Source organism: Pseudomonas sp. XP2 (genome assembly GCF_053557975.1).
The window spans coordinates 130,634-148,704 of record NZ_JBNRIK010000007.1 but is presented as its reverse complement, the minus strand read 5'-3'; the positions used below and the strand labels follow the sequence as shown (position 1 = coordinate 148,704).

General features: G+C 60.7%; 16 protein-coding genes and 1 pseudogene. 12 read left to right on the top strand and 5 right to left on the bottom strand.

Annotation, left to right across the window (positions count from 1 at the left end; translation table 11 throughout):
- Positions 1-23 precede the first annotated feature (23 nt).
- Positions 24-869, top strand: coding sequence for a xanthine dehydrogenase accessory protein XdhC (xdhC, locus tag ACK1VC_RS10770; protein WP_016488359.1), 846 nt, complete (start codon positions 24-26; stop codon positions 867-869).
- A 10-nt stretch (positions 870-879) separates the two neighbouring features.
- Positions 880-2,184 (top strand): guanine deaminase, encoded by a 1,305-nt coding sequence (gene guaD / locus ACK1VC_RS10765; RefSeq protein ID WP_016488360.1) that lies wholly within the window; start codon positions 880-882, stop codon positions 2,182-2,184.
- On the opposite strand, the gene aqpZ is transcribed toward guaD, so the two are convergent.
- Both aqpZ and ACK1VC_RS10755 read right to left on the bottom strand, forming a co-directional pair.
- Complete coding sequence (gene aqpZ / locus ACK1VC_RS10760) at positions 2,181-2,879, bottom strand: aquaporin Z (protein WP_197884390.1); 699 nt, start codon at positions 2,877-2,879, stop codon at positions 2,181-2,183. The two genes, guaD and aqpZ, sit on opposite strands and share 4 nt — an antisense overlap.
- A gap of 150 nt (positions 2,880-3,029) precedes the next feature.
- The gene (locus tag ACK1VC_RS10755) at positions 3,030-3,785 is read right to left on the bottom strand and encodes a GntR family transcriptional regulator (protein WP_012273431.1); all 756 of its coding nucleotides are present in this window, start codon (positions 3,783-3,785) and stop codon (positions 3,030-3,032) included.
- A gap of 283 nt (positions 3,786-4,068) precedes the next feature.
- On the opposite strand from ACK1VC_RS10755, the gene ACK1VC_RS10750 reads away from it, so the two are divergent.
- A complete protein-coding gene (locus ACK1VC_RS10750; protein WP_060519354.1) occupies positions 4,069-5,418 on the top strand; it encodes an NCS2 family permease in 1,350 nt (449 codons plus the stop codon).
- Positions 5,419-5,910: 492 nt separating this feature from the next.
- On the opposite strand, the pseudogene ACK1VC_RS10745 reads toward ACK1VC_RS10750, so the two are convergent.
- Positions 5,911-6,144: pseudogene (locus ACK1VC_RS10745) on the bottom strand (RHS repeat-associated core domain-containing protein); the annotation flags it as partial.
- Positions 6,145-6,344: 200 nt separating this feature from the next.
- On the bottom strand, positions 6,345-6,698 hold the full coding sequence (gene uraH / locus ACK1VC_RS10740; protein WP_003254328.1) for a hydroxyisourate hydrolase: 354 nt from the start codon (positions 6,696-6,698) through the stop codon (positions 6,345-6,347).
- A 399-nt stretch (positions 6,699-7,097) separates the two neighbouring features.
- Here uraH and puuE point away from each other — a divergent pair, with 399 nt between their 5' ends.
- The 8 genes from puuE to ACK1VC_RS10700 all read left to right on the top strand — a co-directional run bounded on the left by puuE (position 7,098) and on the right by ACK1VC_RS10700 (position 16,308).
- Positions 7,098-8,024, top strand: coding sequence for an allantoinase PuuE (gene puuE / locus ACK1VC_RS10735; RefSeq protein WP_016488363.1), 927 nt, complete (start codon positions 7,098-7,100; stop codon positions 8,022-8,024).
- Positions 8,024-8,539, top strand: coding sequence for a 2-oxo-4-hydroxy-4-carboxy-5-ureidoimidazoline decarboxylase (uraD, locus tag ACK1VC_RS10730; protein ID WP_016488364.1), 516 nt, complete (start codon positions 8,024-8,026; stop codon positions 8,537-8,539). The genes puuE and uraD overlap by 1 nt, the downstream gene beginning before the upstream one ends.
- 48 nt (positions 8,540-8,587) lie before the next feature.
- Positions 8,588-9,091 (top strand): ureidoglycolate lyase, encoded by a 504-nt coding sequence (locus tag ACK1VC_RS10725; protein ID WP_016488365.1) that lies wholly within the window; start codon positions 8,588-8,590, stop codon positions 9,089-9,091.
- Positions 9,092-9,134: 43 nt separating this feature from the next.
- Positions 9,135-10,463: a urate hydroxylase PuuD gene (locus ACK1VC_RS10720; RefSeq protein ID WP_016488366.1), complete on the top strand. Its 1,329-nt coding sequence runs from the start codon at positions 9,135-9,137 to the stop codon at positions 10,461-10,463.
- 225 nt (positions 10,464-10,688) lie between these two features.
- Positions 10,689-12,044: a nucleobase:cation symporter-2 family protein gene (locus ACK1VC_RS10715; RefSeq protein ID WP_016488367.1), complete on the top strand. Its 1,356-nt coding sequence runs from the start codon at positions 10,689-10,691 to the stop codon at positions 12,042-12,044.
- Positions 12,045-12,184: 140 nt separating this feature from the next.
- Entirely contained in the window at positions 12,185-12,970 is a 786-nt protein-coding gene (locus ACK1VC_RS10710; protein ID WP_023047851.1) for an outer membrane protein OmpK, read from the top strand.
- Between the two features lie 353 nt (positions 12,971-13,323).
- Entirely contained in the window at positions 13,324-14,106 is a 783-nt protein-coding gene (locus ACK1VC_RS10705; RefSeq protein ID WP_016488369.1) for an outer membrane protein OmpK, read from the top strand.
- Between the two features lie 258 nt (positions 14,107-14,364).
- Positions 14,365-16,308, top strand: a complete 1,944-nt coding sequence (locus ACK1VC_RS10700) for an LTA synthase family protein (protein ID WP_016488370.1) — start codon at positions 14,365-14,367, stop codon at positions 16,306-16,308.
- 130 nt (positions 16,309-16,438) lie between these two features.
- Here the strand turns inward: ACK1VC_RS10700 and ACK1VC_RS10695 are convergent, their stop codons facing one another.
- Positions 16,439-17,353 carry a DUF808 domain-containing protein gene (locus ACK1VC_RS10695; protein WP_016488371.1) on the bottom strand — a complete coding sequence of 305 codons (915 nt, stop codon included), beginning with the start codon at positions 17,351-17,353 and terminating at the stop codon, positions 16,439-16,441.
- A gap of 132 nt (positions 17,354-17,485) precedes the next feature.
- On the opposite strand from ACK1VC_RS10695, the gene ACK1VC_RS10690 reads away from it, so the two are divergent.
- On the top strand, positions 17,486-18,071 hold a 586-nt coding region (locus ACK1VC_RS10690; protein ID WP_449117952.1), incomplete at its 3' end, for a TetR/AcrR family transcriptional regulator.

The following is an 18,071-nucleotide window of genomic DNA, read 5'->3' as shown; positions in this document are numbered from 1 at the left end:
TTGCACTGAAGAGGATCTGCATCATGCACCAATGGATCAACGCCCTCGCCGACCACCAGTCCCGTGGCGAAGCGTGCGTGCTGGTGACCATCATCGAGGAGCGCGGCTCGACCCCGCGCAACGCAGGCTCGAAGATGGTGGTCAGCGCCAGCGGCCTGTTCGACACCATCGGCGGCGGCCACCTGGAATACAAGGCGCTGCACATCGCCCGGCAAATGCTCGAAGAGCAGCGCACCACGCCGCACCTTGAGCGCTTCAGCCTCGGCGCCAGCCTGGGCCAGTGCTGCGGCGGCGTGACCGTGCTGCTGTTCGAGCCGATGGCCGCCGTGCAGGCGCAGATCGCCGTGTTCGGCGCGGGCCATGTCGGCCGGGCTCTGGTACCCTTGCTCGCCGCGCTGCCCTGCCGGGTGCGCTGGATCGATTCGCGCGAACAGGAATTCCCCGAGCTCATCCCCAACGGGGTGACCAAGGTCGTCAGTGAGGAACCGGTCGACGAAGTCGCAGGCCTGCCACCAGGCTGCTACTGCATCGTCATGACCCACAACCACCAGCTCGACCTGGAGCTGACCGCCGCCATTCTCAAGCGCAACGATTTCACCTGGTTCGGCCTGATCGGCTCGAAGACCAAACGGGTCAAGTTCGAGCACCGCTTGCGCGAGCGCGGCTACGACGAGGCCGTGCTGGCGCGTATGCGCTGCCCGATGGGCCTGCCCGAGGTAAAGGGCAAGCTGCCCATCGAGATCGCCGTGTCCATCGCCGGCGAAATCATCGCCACCTACAACGCCTGCTTCGGCCAGCACGACGCTGCGGCCAATGCCGGCCCCATTGCCCAGTTGCTGCCGCCCTCCCGGCGCAGCCAAGCTATTTGACGAGTGTGTTATGACCGTTACCCGTAAAGCCTACCGCGCCGCCATCCTGCACAGCATCGCCGACCCGGCCGAGGTGGGCCTGGAGGCTTCCCATGAGTACTTCGAAGACGGCCTGCTGGTGGTCGACGATGGGCGCATCAGCGCCATTGGCCACGCCAGCGAACTGCTGCCGACCCTGGACGCAGGCATCCCGGTGGAGCACTACCAGGACGCGCTGATCACCCCAGGCTTTATCGACACCCATATCCATTTCCCGCAAACCGGCATGATCGGCTCCTACGGCGAGCAATTACTGGACTGGTTGAACACTTACACCTTCCCCTGCGAAAAGCAGTTCGCCGACAAAGCGCACGCCGACCAGGTGGCGAAAATCTTCCTCAAGGAACTGCTGCGCAACGGCACCACCACTGCATTGGTGTTCGGCAGCGTGCACCCGGAATCGGTCAACGCCCTGTTCGAAGAGGCCGAGCGCCTGGACCTGCGCCTGATCGCCGGCAAGGTGATGATGGACCGCAACGCGCCGGACTACCTGACCGACACCGCCGAATCCGGTTACGCCGACAGCAAAGCGCTGATCGAGCGCTGGCATGGCAAGGGCCGCCTGCACTACGCGGTTACCCCGCGTTTCGCCCCGACCAGCACGCCTGAACAGCTGGCACTGGCTGGTCAGTTGCTGAAGGAACACCCCGGCGTGTACATGCACACGCACCTGTCGGAAAACCTCAAGGAAATCGACTGGGTCAAGTCGCTGTTCCCCGAGCAGAAGGGTTACCTGGACGTGTACGACCACTTCGAGCTGCTGGGCGAGCGCTCGGTGTTTGCCCACGGCGTGCACCTGTGCGACGACGAATGCCAGCGCCTGGCCGAAACCGGCTCGGCCGTGGCCTTCTGCCCCACTTCCAACCTGTTCCTGGGCAGCGGCTTGTTCAACCTGCCCCAGGCCGAGCGCTTCAAAGTCAACGTGGGCCTGGGTACCGACGTCGGCGCCGGCACCAGCTTCTCGCTGCTCAACACCCTGAACGAAGCGTACAAGGTGATGCAGCTGCAGGGCGCGCGCCTGCACCCGTACAAGTCGCTGTACCTGGCCACCCTCGGCGGCGCCCGCGCCCTGCGCCTGGACGACCGCATCGGCAGCCTGCGCCCGGGCAACGATGCCGACTTCGTGGTGCTGGACTACAAGGCCACGCCGCTGCTGGACTACCGCATTCAGCAGTCCAACAGCATCGAAGAGACCCTGTTTGTGCTCACCACCCTGGGCGACGACCGCACTGTGCGTGAAACCTACGCTGCAGGGCGTTGCGTGCACCAGCGCTAATGTTCTTTGGCAAGCCCCCGGTAAAGCGCGCCGCCGATAGCAGCACCAATAAGCGGCGCCACCCAGAACAGCCACAGCTGTTGCAGGGCCCAGCCGCCGACGAACAAGGCCGGCCCCGTGCTACGCGCGGGGTTGACCGAGGTATTGGTCACCGGAATGGAGATCAGGTGGATCAGGGTCAGGGCCAGGCCGATGGCAATCGGTGCAAAACCTGCCGGCGCCCGCGAATCGGTCGCGCCCATGATCACCACCAGGAACATCGCCGTCATCACCACTTCACTGATGAACCCCGCCCCCAGCGTATAACCGCCGGGCGAGTGGTCGGCGTAGCCGTTTGAAGCCAATCCCGAAGACAACTCGAAACCGGCCTTGCCGCTGGCGATGAGGTAGATCACCCCGGCCGCCAGGATGGCGCCAATCACCTGCGCGATCACGTAGGGCAGCAGCTCTTTGGCCGGAAAGCGCCCACCCACCACCAGCCCGAACGACACGGCAGGGTTGAGGTGACAGCCAGAGATATGGCCGATGGCGAAGGCCATGGTCAGCACTGTGAGGCCGAAGGCGAAGGCGACACCGAGCACACCGATGCCGAGAGGGGAACTGGCTGCGAGTACTGCACTGCCACAGCCGCCAAGCACTAACCAGAAGGTGCCGATCAGCTCGGCACCCATACGTTTACCCAAAGACATGCTCATGAACCCATTCCTCAAGAAGTTGAACGCAACGAATGCGCAAGCCCAACTGCTTGATGAAGGTTTGCTCACAAGAATTTAGCAGACCTTTGGCTGATGGCCAGAAATGACTGGGGGCTGCAAAGCAGCCCCCTTCAATCACCTTGCAAACGATCAACCCTTCGCTGAAACCTTGGGCTTTTTCAGCAAATGCGAGAACACCGCATGCAGATCGTCCGAGGCACTCTCCTCGTCCAGGTTCAGCTTGCTGTCAATGTGGTCCATGTGGTGCATCATCAAGCTTACGGCCTGCTCGGCATCACGCGCCTCGATGGCATCGATCAGCTGCATGTGCTCATCGTACGAACAATGCGAGCGGTTGCCGCTTTCGTACTGGGCAATGATCAGTGAGGTTTGCGACACCAGGCTGCGCTGGAAGCTCACCAGGGGTGCATTGCCCGCCGCTTCGGCCAGCTTGAGGTGGAACTCGCCGGAAAGACGAATACCGGCACCGCGGTCACCGCGCGAGAAACTGTCGCGCTCCTCACGCACCATCTGCCGCAGCTCGTTGAGTTGATCCAGGGTGGCGTGCTGCACGGCCAGTTCGGTGATGGCCCGCTCCACCATGCGTCGCGAGAAGAACACCTGGCGCGCCTCTTCCACCGTCGGGCTGGCCACCACTGCACCGCGGTTCGGCCGCAGCAGCACCACGCTTTCGTGGGCCAGGCGCGACAGGGCGCGGCGGATGATGGTGCGGCTGACGCCGAAGATTTCGCCCAGCGCTTCCTCGCTCAACTTGGTGCCCGGCGCCAGGCGCTGCTCGAGGATCGCCTCGAAAATGTGCGCGTAGACGATATCGTCCTGGGTACCGCTGCGGCCGGCCTTGCCGACACGTGCAGGTTTCTTCAGAGGTTGCAGCTGTTCGTTCATGGGCTCTCGAGGCACGAAGAGAAAGTATGGCGCCATTGTACACAGGCTGAGGCGATTCCGCAGGGGGCGTTTTACCTATATAGCCGTTGTACGACGCATTGCGCACACAAAACATAAAACATTATTTGCATTCTTTGTACACAAAAGCATAATCCACCGAGCAACTTCTTGACCCATGAGTCAACAAAACGGTCAGACGTCTGCCTTCCCTCGCGGAGCCGCCAAGTGCATTGCGCAGGAAACTGGCTCCATAACAACAAGAAAGACTTGAGGAGTACCTGCTGTGGAAAGCCGCAAATCCGAAGCCCCTACGCTGGATCTCGCCCCACCACTCGAAACGAGCTGGCTGGAGCGGATTTTCAAACTCAAGCAACACGGCAGCACCGTCAAAACCGAAGTGATCGCCGGGGTGACCACCTTCATCACCATGGCCTACATCATCTTCGTCAACCCCAACATCATGGCCGACGCCGGCATCGACCATGGTGCCGCCTTCGTCGCCACCTGCATCGCCGCCGCGCTGGGCTGCCTGCTGATGGGCCTGTACGCCAACTGGCCGGTGGGCCTGGCACCGGGCATGGGGCTTAACGCCTTCTTCACCTACACCGTGGTCGGCACCATGGGCTACAACTGGGAAACGGCACTGGGGGCAGTGTTTGTCTCGGGCGTGCTGTTCATGTTCCTGACCTTGTCGAAAGTGCGCGAATGGTTGCTCAACAGCATCCCGGTCAGCCTGCGCCATGCCATGGGGGCCGGCGTCGGATTGTTTCTCGGGCTGATCGGCCTGAAGACGGCAGGCATCATCGTCGACAGCCCCGCCACCCTGATCAAGCTGGGCTCGCTGCATGAGCCGGGGCCGCTGCTGGCGGCCGTGTGCTTTCTGCTGATTGCCATCCTCAGCTACAAGCGGGTATTCGGCGCGATCCTGATCAGCATCATTGGCGTCACCCTGGCAGGCTGGGGCCTGGGCCTGGTCACGTTTGGCGGGGTGATGTCGATGCCGCCAAGCCTGGCACCGACCTGGATGGCCATGGACGTGGCCGGGGTGTTCAACGTCAGCATGATCAGCGTGGTGCTGGCGTTTCTGTTCGTGCACATGTTCGACACGGCTGGCACTTTGATGGGGGTGGCGCAACGGGCCAACCTGGTGGCGCCGGACGGGCGTATCGAAAACCTGTCGAAGGCACTGAAGGCCGATAGTGCTTCGAGTGTGTTCGGGGCCGTGGTCGGCGTGCCGCCGGTCACCAGCTATGTGGAAAGTGCTGCAGGTGTCGCCGCAGGTGGCCGTACGGGCCTTACGGCAGTGGTGGTCGGCCTGCTGTTCATCGCCGCGATGTTCTTCGCCCCACTGGCCGGGATGATTCCGCCCTATGCAACGGCGGGGGCGCTGATCTATGTAGCGATGCTGATGATGGGCAGCATGGCGCACATACACTGGGATGAGGCTACCGACAGCATTCCGGCGATTGTCACGGTGATCATGATGCCGCTGACTTTCTCGGTCGCCGACGGCATTGCCCTGGGCTTTATTAGCTACGTGGCGCTGAAGGCGGGTACCGGTAAGTACAAGGAAATCTCAGCCAGCCTGTGGGTGCTGTGCGCGATCTTTATTGCAAAGTTCGTGTTCCTCTGAGCAGGCGTTCATTAAAAAGGGCGTTTCGGCGCCCGTTCATTTTTATCTAATCGGTGCGGGTATTTTCGCGAAGATACCGGTTCGAGGAAGTCGAGCCCGTGTCGCTCCTTCCGGAACCTCTTCACGCACCCTGACAACGTCAAATGCGGGCTCTCTCACAACCACTACATCAAACACATCCTTTTTATAACCAATGCCGGGAACCAAGCTCATATCGTCGCTTGCAACTACCGCCAAGACGATACCGTCGGGGTGGACGTCAGCGTATTTTTGGGCATGATCACGGCTTGGCGCAACATAGAACCCCGGCCCTTGAGCTTGTCTATGAACCTCTGAATGCCCTGACGATAGACCTTTGAGCAGCGAGGGCAGCTCTTTGCGACTCGTCCCATGCCACCCCAGTAATTGTGTAAATTTCACCTCGCGGGAAACCGCAGTCATCGTTTCCACTCGCTTAGGCGTCTGTAGAGCGCTCGCCAGCATTCTCCAAATGCTATGACCGCTTGGGTCCTGGTAATTCACCGGGTCCCCTTGGCAATAGGCATAGGCGTTGAAGCCACCTCGATCGAACGGACTCAGATTGTCCGGGCTATTGAACCGCATCAAAGAGGGGTTGAATGCTCGATAACCGTTACCCAAATGGTAATGTCCGGTGACTGGATCCCGTCGATCACCCTCGAAACCGAGCACACCCTGGCTAGGCAAGTGATAGCCATAAGGCGAATATACATTTTTTGCGTTCACCAAGCGTGGTCCTCAAGTACGAGTTGTGCACTTGATCATTACAGACACCGCCAAATGCGACTACTGACAAAAATGTGAGTCGAAGGGTTGTTTCACTTCACTATGTAAATACAGCAGACGAAAAAAAGCCCGCCAGTGTGAGAGCGGGCCAAAGGACCTACGAAGATTCTTCTAGCGACCAACTAGCTTCCACGATAGGTCGAATAGCTGTACGGCGAGATCAGCAGCGGCACGTGGTAGTGCTCCTGCGACTCGTCGATGCCAAAGCGCAGCACAACAACATCCAGAAACGCCTGGGCCGGCAACTGCACGCCACGGGCGCGGTAGTAATCACCCGCGCTGAACTGCAACTGGTAAACACCGGTGCGGTAGTCGTCACCCTGCAGCAGCGGCGCGTCGACGCGGCCATCGCTGTTGGTCAGGGCGGTGTTCACCAGCTCCAGCTGCTGGCCTTCGACGCGGTACAGCTCGACCTTGATCGAGCTGCCCGGGCAGCCATGCGCGGCATCCAGTACGTGTGTGGTCAAACGTCCCATTGCGTGTCGCCTCTTGTTCAATCTGTGGGCAAAAAATACTCAGCCATCGCACCAGCATAGCGCCTGCGGCAGGCGGGAATGACGCCATTAAGACATTCCATCGCTAAATTGTACACAATTTTTTGAACCCATCTGTCGCCCCCAGCGTTTCGTGCCCTTAAACGACCCACCGGTCGCAAATACAGGCACCGTAACGAGGCAAACGTCATTAGCTGACCAATCAGGCAGGTTTCTTGCACTGTGTTGCAAGGTCGCTGCGCGGCGACAAAAGGAAAGAAATGCGGAAAAACAGGCTTACAAAAGATTTCAGAAGTTGTATACAATCAGCCCATCCGGTGGTGCGACATACCGACGCGGCCCGCCCACCACCCGCACTAACGCACAAGAAGGAAGACTGCAGTGAGCGCTGACTACCCTCGCGACCTGATCGGTTACGGCAACAACCCTCCTCACCCGCAATGGCCGGGCAACGCTCGCATCGCGCTGTCTTTCGTCCTCAATTACGAGGAAGGTGGCGAACGCAACATCCTGCACGGTGACAAAGAGTCCGAAGCCTTCCTGTCCGAGATGGTCGCTGCCCAGCCGCTGCAGGGCCAGCGCAACATGAGCATGGAGTCGCTGTACGAATACGGCAGCCGTGCTGGCGTGTGGCGTCTGCTGAAGCTGTTCAAGGACAGCGGCGTGCCACTGACCGTCTTCGCCGTGGCCATGGCCGCCCAGCGCCACCCCGACGTGATCCGCGCCATGGCCGAAGCCGGCCACGAGATCTGCAGCCACGGCTACCGCTGGATCGACTACCAGAACATGGACGAGGCCCAGGAGCGCGAGCACATGCTCGAAGCCATCCGCATCCTCACCGAACTCACCGGCGAGCGCCCGGTAGGCTGGTACACCGGCCGCACCGGCCCGAACACCCGCCGCCTGGTGATGGAAGAAGGTGGTTTCTTGTACGACAGCGACACCTACGACGACGACCTGCCCTACTGGGAGCCGAACAACCCCACCGGCAAGCCGCACCTGGTGATCCCCTACACCCTGGACACCAACGACATGCGCTTCACCCAGGTACAGGGTTTCAACTGCGGCGAGCAGTTCTTCCAGTACCTGAAAGACGCCTTTGATGTGCTCTACGCCGAAGGCGCCGAAGCACCGAAAATGCTGTCCATCGGCCTGCACTGCCGCCTGGTCGGCCGCCCGGCACGCCTGGCTGCACTCAAGCGCTTCGTCGATTACGCAAAAAGCCATGACCAGGTCTGGTTCGCCCGTCGCGTGGATATCGCCCGCCACTGGCACGCCACCCACCCGTACAAGAAAGAGAACGCCTGATGACCGCCTTCAACACCCTCAAGCCCTCCGCCCTGAGCCGTGACGCCTTCGTCGAGGCCTTCGCCGACATCTACGAGCACTCGCCTTGGGTTGCCGAAAAAGCCTACGACCTGGGTCAGCTGAGCGAGCTGGACGAGATCGAAGCGCTGCACCAGCGCATGAGCGACATCCTGCTCAGCGCCAACCACGCCGACCAGCTGGCGCTGATCAATGCTCACCCGGACCTGGCCGGCAAGGCCGCCATCCAGGGCGAGCTGACCGAATCGAGCACTAACGAACAGGCCGGCGCCGGTATCCACCAGTGCACCGCCGAAGAGTTCGCCCGCTTCACCGAGCTGAACGATGCCTACAAGGCCAAGTTCCAGTTCCCGTTCATCATGGCGGTGAAGGGCAGCAACCGGCACCAGATCCTCGCCGCCTTTGAAAAGCGCATTCACAACGATGCCGATGCCGAATTCAAGGAAGCCCTGGCGCAGATCAACCTGATCGCCCTGTTCCGCCTGCTGCAGTTGTAAACGGCAGCCGAACCTTTTCAGTACAACGAATATATAAGAGAGACCCGCATGCGCACCCTGATGATCGAGCCCCTGACCAAAGAAGCCTTCGCCCAGTTCGGAGACGTGATCGAAACCGACGGCAGCGACCACTTCATGATCAACAACGGCTCGACCATGCGCTTCCACAAGCTCGCCACGGTCGAGACCGCCGAGCCCGAAGACAAGGCGATCATCAGCATCTTCCGCGCCGACGCGCTGGACATGCCGCTGACCGTGCGCATGCTGGAACGCCATCCGCTGGGCAGCCAGGCTTTCATCCCGCTGCTCGGCAACCCCTTTCTGATCGTGGTCGCGCCCGTTGGCGATGCACCTGTATCAGGCTTGGTCCGCGCCTTCCGCAGTAATGGCAGGCAGGGCATCAATTACCATCGCGGCGTTTGGCACCACCCGGTGCTCACGATCGAAAAGCGGGATGATTTCCTGGTGGTTGATCGCAGTGGTTCTGGCAACAACTGCGATGAGCATTACTTCACCGAGGAACAGATGCTGATCCTCAATCCCCACCAATAAGAAAAGGTCGATCATCGCAAGGTGATCGGCAGAGGTACATACTGTGGAAGCACACCTTCACGAATGGCTGAACCTGAGCATTCGCTGGGTTCACATGATCACCGGTGTCGCCTGGATCGGTGCATCGTTCTACTTCGTCTGGCTGGAGAACCACCTGAACCGAAGCAACCCGCGCGATGGGTTGTCGGGTGATCTCTGGGCGATTCACGGCGGTGGTATCTACCACCTGGAGAAATACAAACTCGCGCCCCCGAAAATGCCCGAGAACCTGCACTGGTTCAAATGGGAAGCCTACTTTACCTGGATGTCCGGTATCGCCCTGCTGTGCGTGGTGTTCTACTGGAACCCGGCCTTGTACCTGCTGGCACCTGGCAGCACCCTGAGCGGTGCCGAAGGCGTGGCCATCGGTATCGGCTCGCTGATCGCTGGCTGGTTCATCTACGACTTCCTGTGCGACTCGCCCCTGGGCAAGAAGCCAGCGCTGCTCGGCGGTGTGCTGTTCGTGCTGATCATCGCCGCCTGCTGGGGCTTCAGCCTGGTGTTCAGCGGCCGTGGTGCATACCTGCACACCGGCGCGATCATCGGCACCATCATGGTCGGTAACGTGTTCCGCATCATCATGCCGGCCCAGCGCCAGCTGGTGGCGGCGATCGAGAACAACCAGACACCCGACCCGGTACTGCCGGCCAAGGGCCTGCTGCGCTCGCGTCACAACAACTACTTCACCCTGCCGGTGCTGTTCATCATGATCAGCAACCATTTCCCGAGCACCTACGGTAGCCAGTACAACTGGCTGATCCTGGCTGGTATCGCAGTAGCCGCGGTTCTGATCCGCCACTACTTCAACACCCGCCACGACAGCAACAAGTACGCCTGGACCCTGCCGGTCGGCGCCCTGGCGATGATCTGCCTGGCCTACGTCACCGGTCCTAAACCGATGGCCGTAAGCCCTGAGCAAGCCGCAGCGAAAGTGGAGTACCAGCCGCTGCCTGCGACTGCCGTCGGTGGCAAGACCGCTGCCGAGCAGCGCGCCGAGGACGCCGCCAAGGCTGCCGAAGCGCCGGCTGCACCTGCGCAAGCACCGGCCCAGGCCGCTGCCCAGGCCGGCGGTGGCGACTTCGACAAGATCCACAATGTCATCCAGGAACGCTGCACCGTGTGCCACTCGTCCAAGCCGACCAGCCCACTGTTCAGCGCCGCCCCTGCCGGCGTGATGTTCGACACCCCGCAGCAGATCCAGGCCCAGGCCGCGCGCATCCAGGCGCAAGCGGTCGCCAGCCAGATCATGCCGCTGGGCAACATCACCCAGATGACCACCGAAGAGCGCAAGCTCGTCGGCGACTGGATCGCCAAAGGCGCCCAGGTCAACTGATAGCACCTCGCCAGCCAACCCGCTCCCAGGGGGATCACCTCCCCTGTGGGAGCGGACTTGCCCGCGAAGAGGCCGGTAGCCCCGGCCTCAAAGCTTCATGTGTTACGCAACAAGCAAGCATCGAGCGTCAGCATTCACAGCGGGAAATCCAAGCTTCTTCCTGAAGCTTGCCGCTTGGAGCTTGTCGCTTGGATCCGAGAATAAAAACAAAACTCGAGGTGCTGCATGTCCGAGTCACGCAAGGCGTATATTCCCATTGCGCCGCCGCGCGAACCCTTGCCCCTGTTCCAACTGTTCCTGGTTGGCCTGCAACACGTTCTGCTGATGTACGGTGGCGCGATTGCCGTGCCGTTGATCATCGGCCAAGCCGCCGGGTTGTCCCGTGAAGAAGTCGCATTCCTGATCAACGCCGACCTGCTGGTCGCTGGCGTCGCCACCATTATCCAGTCGTTCGGTATCGGCCCGGTGGGCATCCGCATGCCGGTGATGATGGGTGCCAGTTTCGCTGCCGTCGGCAGCATGGTGGCCATGGCCGGCATGCCCGGCGTAGGCCTGCAGGGGATCTTCGGCGCGACCATCGCCGCCGGGTTCTTCGGCATGCTGATCGCGCCGTTCATGTCCAAAGTCGTGCGCTTCTTCCCGCCGCTGGTCACCGGTACGGTGATCACCTCGATTGGCCTGTCGCTGTTCCCGGTGGCGGTCAACTGGGCCGGTGGCGGCCATGAAGCCGAAACCTTCGGCTCGCCCATCTACCTGCTGGTGGCCGGTCTGGTGCTGGCGGTGATATTGCTGATCAACCGCTTCATGCGCGGCTTCTGGGTCAACGTGTCGGTACTGGTAGGCATGGGCCTTGGCTACATCCTGGCCGGCTCCATCGGCATGGTCGACCTGTCTGGCCTGAAAGACGCTCCGTGGTTGCAGGTGGTAACCCCACTGCACTTCGGCATGCCGACCTTCAGCCTGGCGCCGATCCTGTCGATGTGCCTGGTGGTGGTGATCATCTTCGTCGAGTCCACCGGCATGTTCCTGGCCCTGGGCAAGGTGACTGATCGCGAAGTCACGCCAGGGATGCTGCGTCGCGGCCTGCTGTGCGATGCCGGTGCATCGTTCATTGCCGGCTTCTTCAACACCTTCACCCACTCCTCGTTCGCCCAGAACATCGGCCTAGTGCAGATGACCGGGGTGCGCTGCCGCTTTGTCACCATCGTGGCCGGTGCATTGCTGATCCTGCTCAGCCTGCTGCCCAAGGCGGCCTTCCTGATTGCCTCGATCCCGCCTGCGGTACTGGGCGGTGCCTCCATTGCCATGTTCGGCATGGTCACCGCCACCGGGATCAAGATTCTTCAGGAGGCGGACATCGGCGACCGCCGCAACCAGTTGCTGGTGGCGGTGAGCGTCGGCTTCGGGTTGATTCCCGTGGTGCGTCCTGAGTTCTTTGCCCAGATGCCGCAGTGGATGGAACCCATCACCCACAGTGGTATCGCCATGGCCACAGTCAGTGCCCTGGTGTTGAACGTTCTGTTCAACATCCTCGGTGGCGCCGACCGCGCGGTGCACAACGACGTCTGTCACCAGCATTGAGCCTGCAGGGGCGGCGCATTGCCGCCCCTCACCTACACCTGCAGTAACCGCTACGCCGTCGACCCGCCGGAATGGGTCGCCCGGGGTGCTTTTGCGCCAAAAAAACCGCCAACAAAAACAATAAGTCCGGGAATCACAACATGAAGCGCATCACCACGTCCCTGTTGTTGGGCAGCAGCCTGCTGGCCACCCTACCCTCGCATGCAGGCGAATGGCTGCAATGGCATGGCGAAAGCCTGACATACCTGTATGGCAAGGACTTCAAGGTCAACCCTGATATCCAACAGACCATCACGTTCGAGCACGCCAACAAATGGAAGTACGGCGACACCTTCATGTTCGTCGACAAGATCTTCTACAACGGCAAAGCCGACGCCAGCAAAGGCGTGACCACCTACTACGGCGAGTTCAGCCCGCGCCTGTCGTTCGGCAAGATCTTCGACCAGAAGCTGGCCTTCGGCCCGATCAAGGACGTGCTGCTGGCCATGACCTACGAGCGGGGCGAAGGCGACAACGAAGCCTACCTGATCGGCCCCGGCTTTGACCTGAACATCCCCGGCTTCAACTATTTCACCCTCAACTTCTACGTGCGCAACACCGAAGGCAGCCGCCCAGGCGACAACGTCTGGCAGATCACCCCCGGCTGGTCCTACACCATCCCGGTGGGCAGGTCGGACATTCTGATCGACGGTTACATGGACTGGGTCCCCGACAACGACCAGACACGTCGGGGCACCTACCATGCCAACCTGCACTTCAACCCGCAGGTCAAATACGACCTGGGCAAGGCGCTGAACCTGGGCGCCAAGCAGCTGTACGTGGGCTTTGAGTACAGCTACTGGAAGGACAAATATGGCATCGATAGCCGCGGCAACCTGGAGAGCAACCAGAGTGTCGCCAGTGCGCTAATCAAAGTACACTTCTAAGAAGCTGACCAAACGCACAAGTTTGATACAGCACGCTCCAGGACGGAGCACTTGAGGCGCGGCGCGCAAGCCAGTAATCTGCGCGCCCCCTCGATCAGGGCAGAACGGATTCTGCCTGCGTTTACTGACCGCTCAGTCAATGAATACGGGCGGTTGGCCAACGTGTTGCCAGCCTGAAAGACCCTTTTCATCCGTTCAGAACGAAGTCGAGCAGGAAGGTTTTGCCAACCCGGAAAAGTTGGCCCAACCCTTGCCAAACAGCTGTGGCCTATCGAAAAAAGCTGACTCGCAAGACAACAAAAGCGCCATCAACGAGCGCTGACAACAGATCAATCAAGGGAGCGACACTCGCAATGCGTACCATCAACAGCCTGATCCTCGCCGGCGGCCTGCTGGCCTGCGGCACCACCTTCGGCGGCGACCTGCTGCAATGGCAGAACAACAGCCTGACTTACCTGTGGGGCAAGAACTTCAAGGTCAACCCGGCCATTCAGCAAACCGTCACGTTCGAACACGCCGATGGCTGGAAGTACGGCGACAACTTCATCTTTGTCGACAAGATCTTCTACCAAGGCCAGAAAGATGCCGGCAACGGCCCGAACACCTATTACGGTGAGATCAGCCCACGCCTGTCGTTCAACAAGATCTTCGACCAGAAGGTCGAGTTCGGCCCGGTCAAGGATGTGCTGCTGGCGATGACCTACGAGTTTGGCGAGGGTGACACCGAGTCGTACCTGATCGGCCCAGGTTTCGACCTGGCCATTCCCGGCTTCGACTACTTCCAGCTGAACTTCTACAACCGCACCACCGACGGCAGCCGCGCTGGCGACAACGTATGGCAGATCACCCCGGTATGGTCGTACACCATCCCGGTGGGCGATTCCGATGTGCTGATTGATGGCTTCATGGACTGGGTGGTGGACAACGACGAAAACCGCCGCGGTACCTACCACGCCAACCTGCATTTCAACCCGCAGATCAAGTATGACCTGGGCAAGGCGCTGCACCTGGGCGAGAAACAACTGTATGTGGGTGTGGAATACGACTACTGGAAAAACAAATATGGCATCAAGGACAGCGATGCCTTTACCACCGACCAGAACACCATGAGTTTCCTGGTAAAAGTGCACTTCTGATGCGCTGAAACGTGACAGCGCGTTGTATCTTTAACGCGTTGTCACGTGCAATTCCATGCGCATCATGTAAGTAATTTCCTACAGCGGATTCAGATAGTTCTTAATTGCATTAAGTCTCGCCTTAAAAAAACACAGCATCAAGACAATCAACAACACATCAAATAGCACCATAGCCCCCTCTGTTTTGACAATTTTTTTGCACTCCGCCCTTTAGCATGCTTGTCTTCTGCATTCAAAAAAAGAAAACAGGCCTACTTAATGCGCACCTCCCTCACCGCCCCCTGGCGGTATCTTCTGTTAGTTTGCTCACTGTGGTTTGGCATTTTCCTGCTGACCCGCCTGATATTGCTGGCTACCCATCTGGATGAAGTCCATGGCGACTACCTCTCACTGCTCTTCAGTGGGGCCCTTTACGACCTGAGCTTCCTCACCTACGCCGCACTGCCGCTGGGGTTGTACCTGGCAGTGTGCCCGGCCGCCTTGTGGCGCACACGCTGGCACCACCGGCTGATGAGCGGGGTGCTGGTTGTCAGCCTGTTCGTGATGCTGTTCGTCGCCGTGGCCGAGTGGCTGTTCTGGGACGAGTTCGGGGTACGCTTCAACTTCATCGCCGTCGACTACCTGGTGTACTCCAAGGAGGTGCTGGACAACATCCGCGAGTCCTACCCGCTACCGACCCTGTTGGGCTGTATTGCCGTGGTTGCGGTGCTGCTTGCCCTGATCCTGCACAAACCACTGGCCCGGGCGCTGGCAGCGCCCAGCGCCAACCTGCGCCAGCGCCTGGGCGGTATTGCGCTGCTGGCAGTGCTAGGCGGGTTGAGCGCGCTGCTGGTCGACCAGCAGTTCCCCCGCGGCCAGGGCGGCAATGCCTACCAGCGCGAGTTGGCCAGTAACGGACCGTATCAGTTCTTTGCCGCGTTCCGTAACAACGAACTCGACTACACCCAGTTCTATGCCAGCCTCGACGCAGCACAAGCCGGTGCGCAGATGCACCAGGAACTGGCCGAGCCCAACGCACGGTTCCAGGCCAGCGAGCCCGAGGACATTCGCCGCCACATCAGCGCCAGCGGCGAGCCACGCAAGCCCAACATCATCCTGGTCACCATCGAGAGTTTCAGCGCCAAGTACATGGGCAGCAACGGCGACCCGCGCAACCTCACGCCCAACCTGGATGCCTTGCGCCGCGAGAGCCTGTACTTCAACAACTTCTATGCCACCGGCACCCGTACCGATCGCGGCCTGGAGGCCATTACCCTGTCGATTCCGCCAACGCCGGGGCGCTCCATTGTCAAACGCATCGGCCGTGAAAGCGGCTACGGCAGCCTCGGCCAGCAACTGGCTGCAGTCGGCTATGACCCCGTGTTCGTCTATGGGGGGCGCGGATACTTCGACAACATGAACGCCTTCTTCAGCGGCAACGGTTACCGCATCGTCGACCAAAGCAGTGTGGATGAAAGCGAAATCGGCTTCAAGAATGCCTGGGGCATGGCCGATGAAGACCTGTATCGGCAGGCGCTGAAACTGGCCGATGCCGACCATGCCAAGCAGCAGCCGTTCTTGCTACAACTGATGACCACCTCCAACCACCGCCCTTATACCTACCCGGACGGCCGCATCGACATCCCCTCGGGCGACGGCCGCGAAGGTGCCGTGAAGTACACCGACCATGCCATCGCCCAGTTCCTGCGCGAGGCCAAGGGCAAGCCGTGGTTTGACAATACGTTGTTCGTCTTCGTCGCCGACCACACCGCCGGTAGCGCCGGCGTGGAAGACTTGCCGGTGAGCAATTACCAGATTCCGCTGTGGATCTATGCACCCAAACTGATCGCCCCGCGCGAAGACGCACAACTGGCCAGCCAGATCGACCTTGCACCGACCTTGCTCGGCCTGCTCAACCTCAGCTACACCTCAACCTTCTTTGGCCGCGACCTGCTGGGTGAGGATGCCTTGCCGCCACGGGTCTTGATCGGCAACTACCAGCACTTGGGGCTGTTCGACGGCAAGGACCTGGCGATCCTCAGCCCACGCGGCGGCATGCGGGTGCACCAGGATGCCTTGGGCAACAGCCGGGAAATGGCAGCCACCAGCGACAACCCGCTGATCCGCCGGGCTATCGCGTACTACCAGAGTGCGGCAAACGACTTCAGCAAAGGGCTGCTGGCCTGGAAACCACAGGATCAAGGTGCGGTGGTAGAACAATAAACCCGTGAGCCAACAACGCGGTATATGGCACCGGCTTTGCCGGTGTTCGCGGGCTTGCCCGCTGCCACAGGGTTAAAGCTGTTTCTGAGGTTTGCAGTGTACTTGTGGGCAAAGCCCCGGCCCTGCAGCCTCATGTGCCCGGCCGGATCGCCCGCCACAATTTGCCGGCAATCGCTACCACCGCCAGTACCACGGCACCGGCCACCACCCCGACAAGACCGTTTAGCAGCGCCCCGGTCAGGGCGCCACCGCGCCCCTCGCTGAACGCTTCGATGGCGTGATGCAGCGGCTCGATGCCATGCACCAGAATCCCACCGCCGACCAAAAACATCGCCGCCGTGCCGATCACCGACAGGCTCTTCATCATGTAGGGCGCAGCCCGCAGGATGCCGTTGCCGACGGCCTGGGTCACGCTAGACGCCTTCTGGGTCATCCACAACCCCAGGTCATCGAGCTTGACGATACCCGCCACCAGCCCGTATACGCCGATGGTCATGACGATGGCGATGCCCGACAGCACGATGATCTGCTGGCTCAGCGGCGCATCGGCCACGGTACCCAGGGTAATGGCAATGATCTCGGCCGACAGGATGAAGTCGGTGCGCACCGCGCCCTTGATCTTGGCCTTCTCGAAGGCCACCAGGTCGACATTGGCATCAGCCACGGCTTCCTTTCGCGCCTTGTGCTGCGCGTCGTCCTCTTCCTTGCTGTGCAAGAACTTGTGCGCCAGCTTCTCGAAGCCTTCGAAGCACAGGTAGGCACCACCGATCATCAACAGCGGCGTCACTGCCCACGGAATGAACGCGCTGATCAGCAGCGCCGCCGGCACCAGGATTGCCTTGTTGACGAATGACCCCTTGGCCACCGCCCACACCACCGGGACCTCCCGCTCGGCACGCACACCGGTAACCTGCTGAGCGTTCAGCGCCAGGTCATCGCCCAGCACACCTGCAGTTTTTTTTGCCGCCACCTTGGTCATTAGCGAGACGTCATCAAGCACCGTGGCGATGTCGTCGATCAGTACCAGTAGACTGCTTCCTGCCATGTTTGCCTGTATCCCGATAAGTGTGTGCCACGGATTCTAGCCCAAAGCCGCTGCCTTGAGCGCCCGTCGAGCCCGGTGCTACCATGCCCGATCCCTCTTAGAGGTGGCCAGACACGAGGAAGATCCCTGACCATGAGCACCATTCGCGAGCGCAACAAGGAACTGATCCTGCGCGCGGCCAGCGAGGAATTCGCCGACAAGGGCTTCGCCGCCACCAAGACCAGCGATATCGCGGCCAAGGCCGGCCTGCCCAAGCCGAACGTGTATTACTACTTCAAGTCCAAGGACAACCTCTACCGCGAGGTCCTGGAAAGCATCATCGCGCCAATCATGCAGGCGTCGACGCCGTTCAATGCCGACGGCGACCCGAAGGAAGTATTGAGTGCGTACATTCGTTCGAAGATCCGCATTTCGCGCGACCTGCCACACGCCTCCAAGGTTTTTGCCAGCGAGATCATGCACGGCGCCCCGCACCTGTCGCCGAACCAGGTAGAGCAGCTGAACGAACAGGCCCGGCACAACATCGAGTGCATCCAGCGCTGGATCGACCGCGGGCAGATCGCCCACGTGGATGCGCACCACCTGATGTTCAGCATCTGGGCGGCGACACAGACCTATGCAGATTTTGACTGGCAGATTTCTGCGGTGACCGGCAAGGCCAAGCTGGCCGACAGCGATTATGACGCGGCAGCCGAGACCATCATCCGCATGGTCTTGA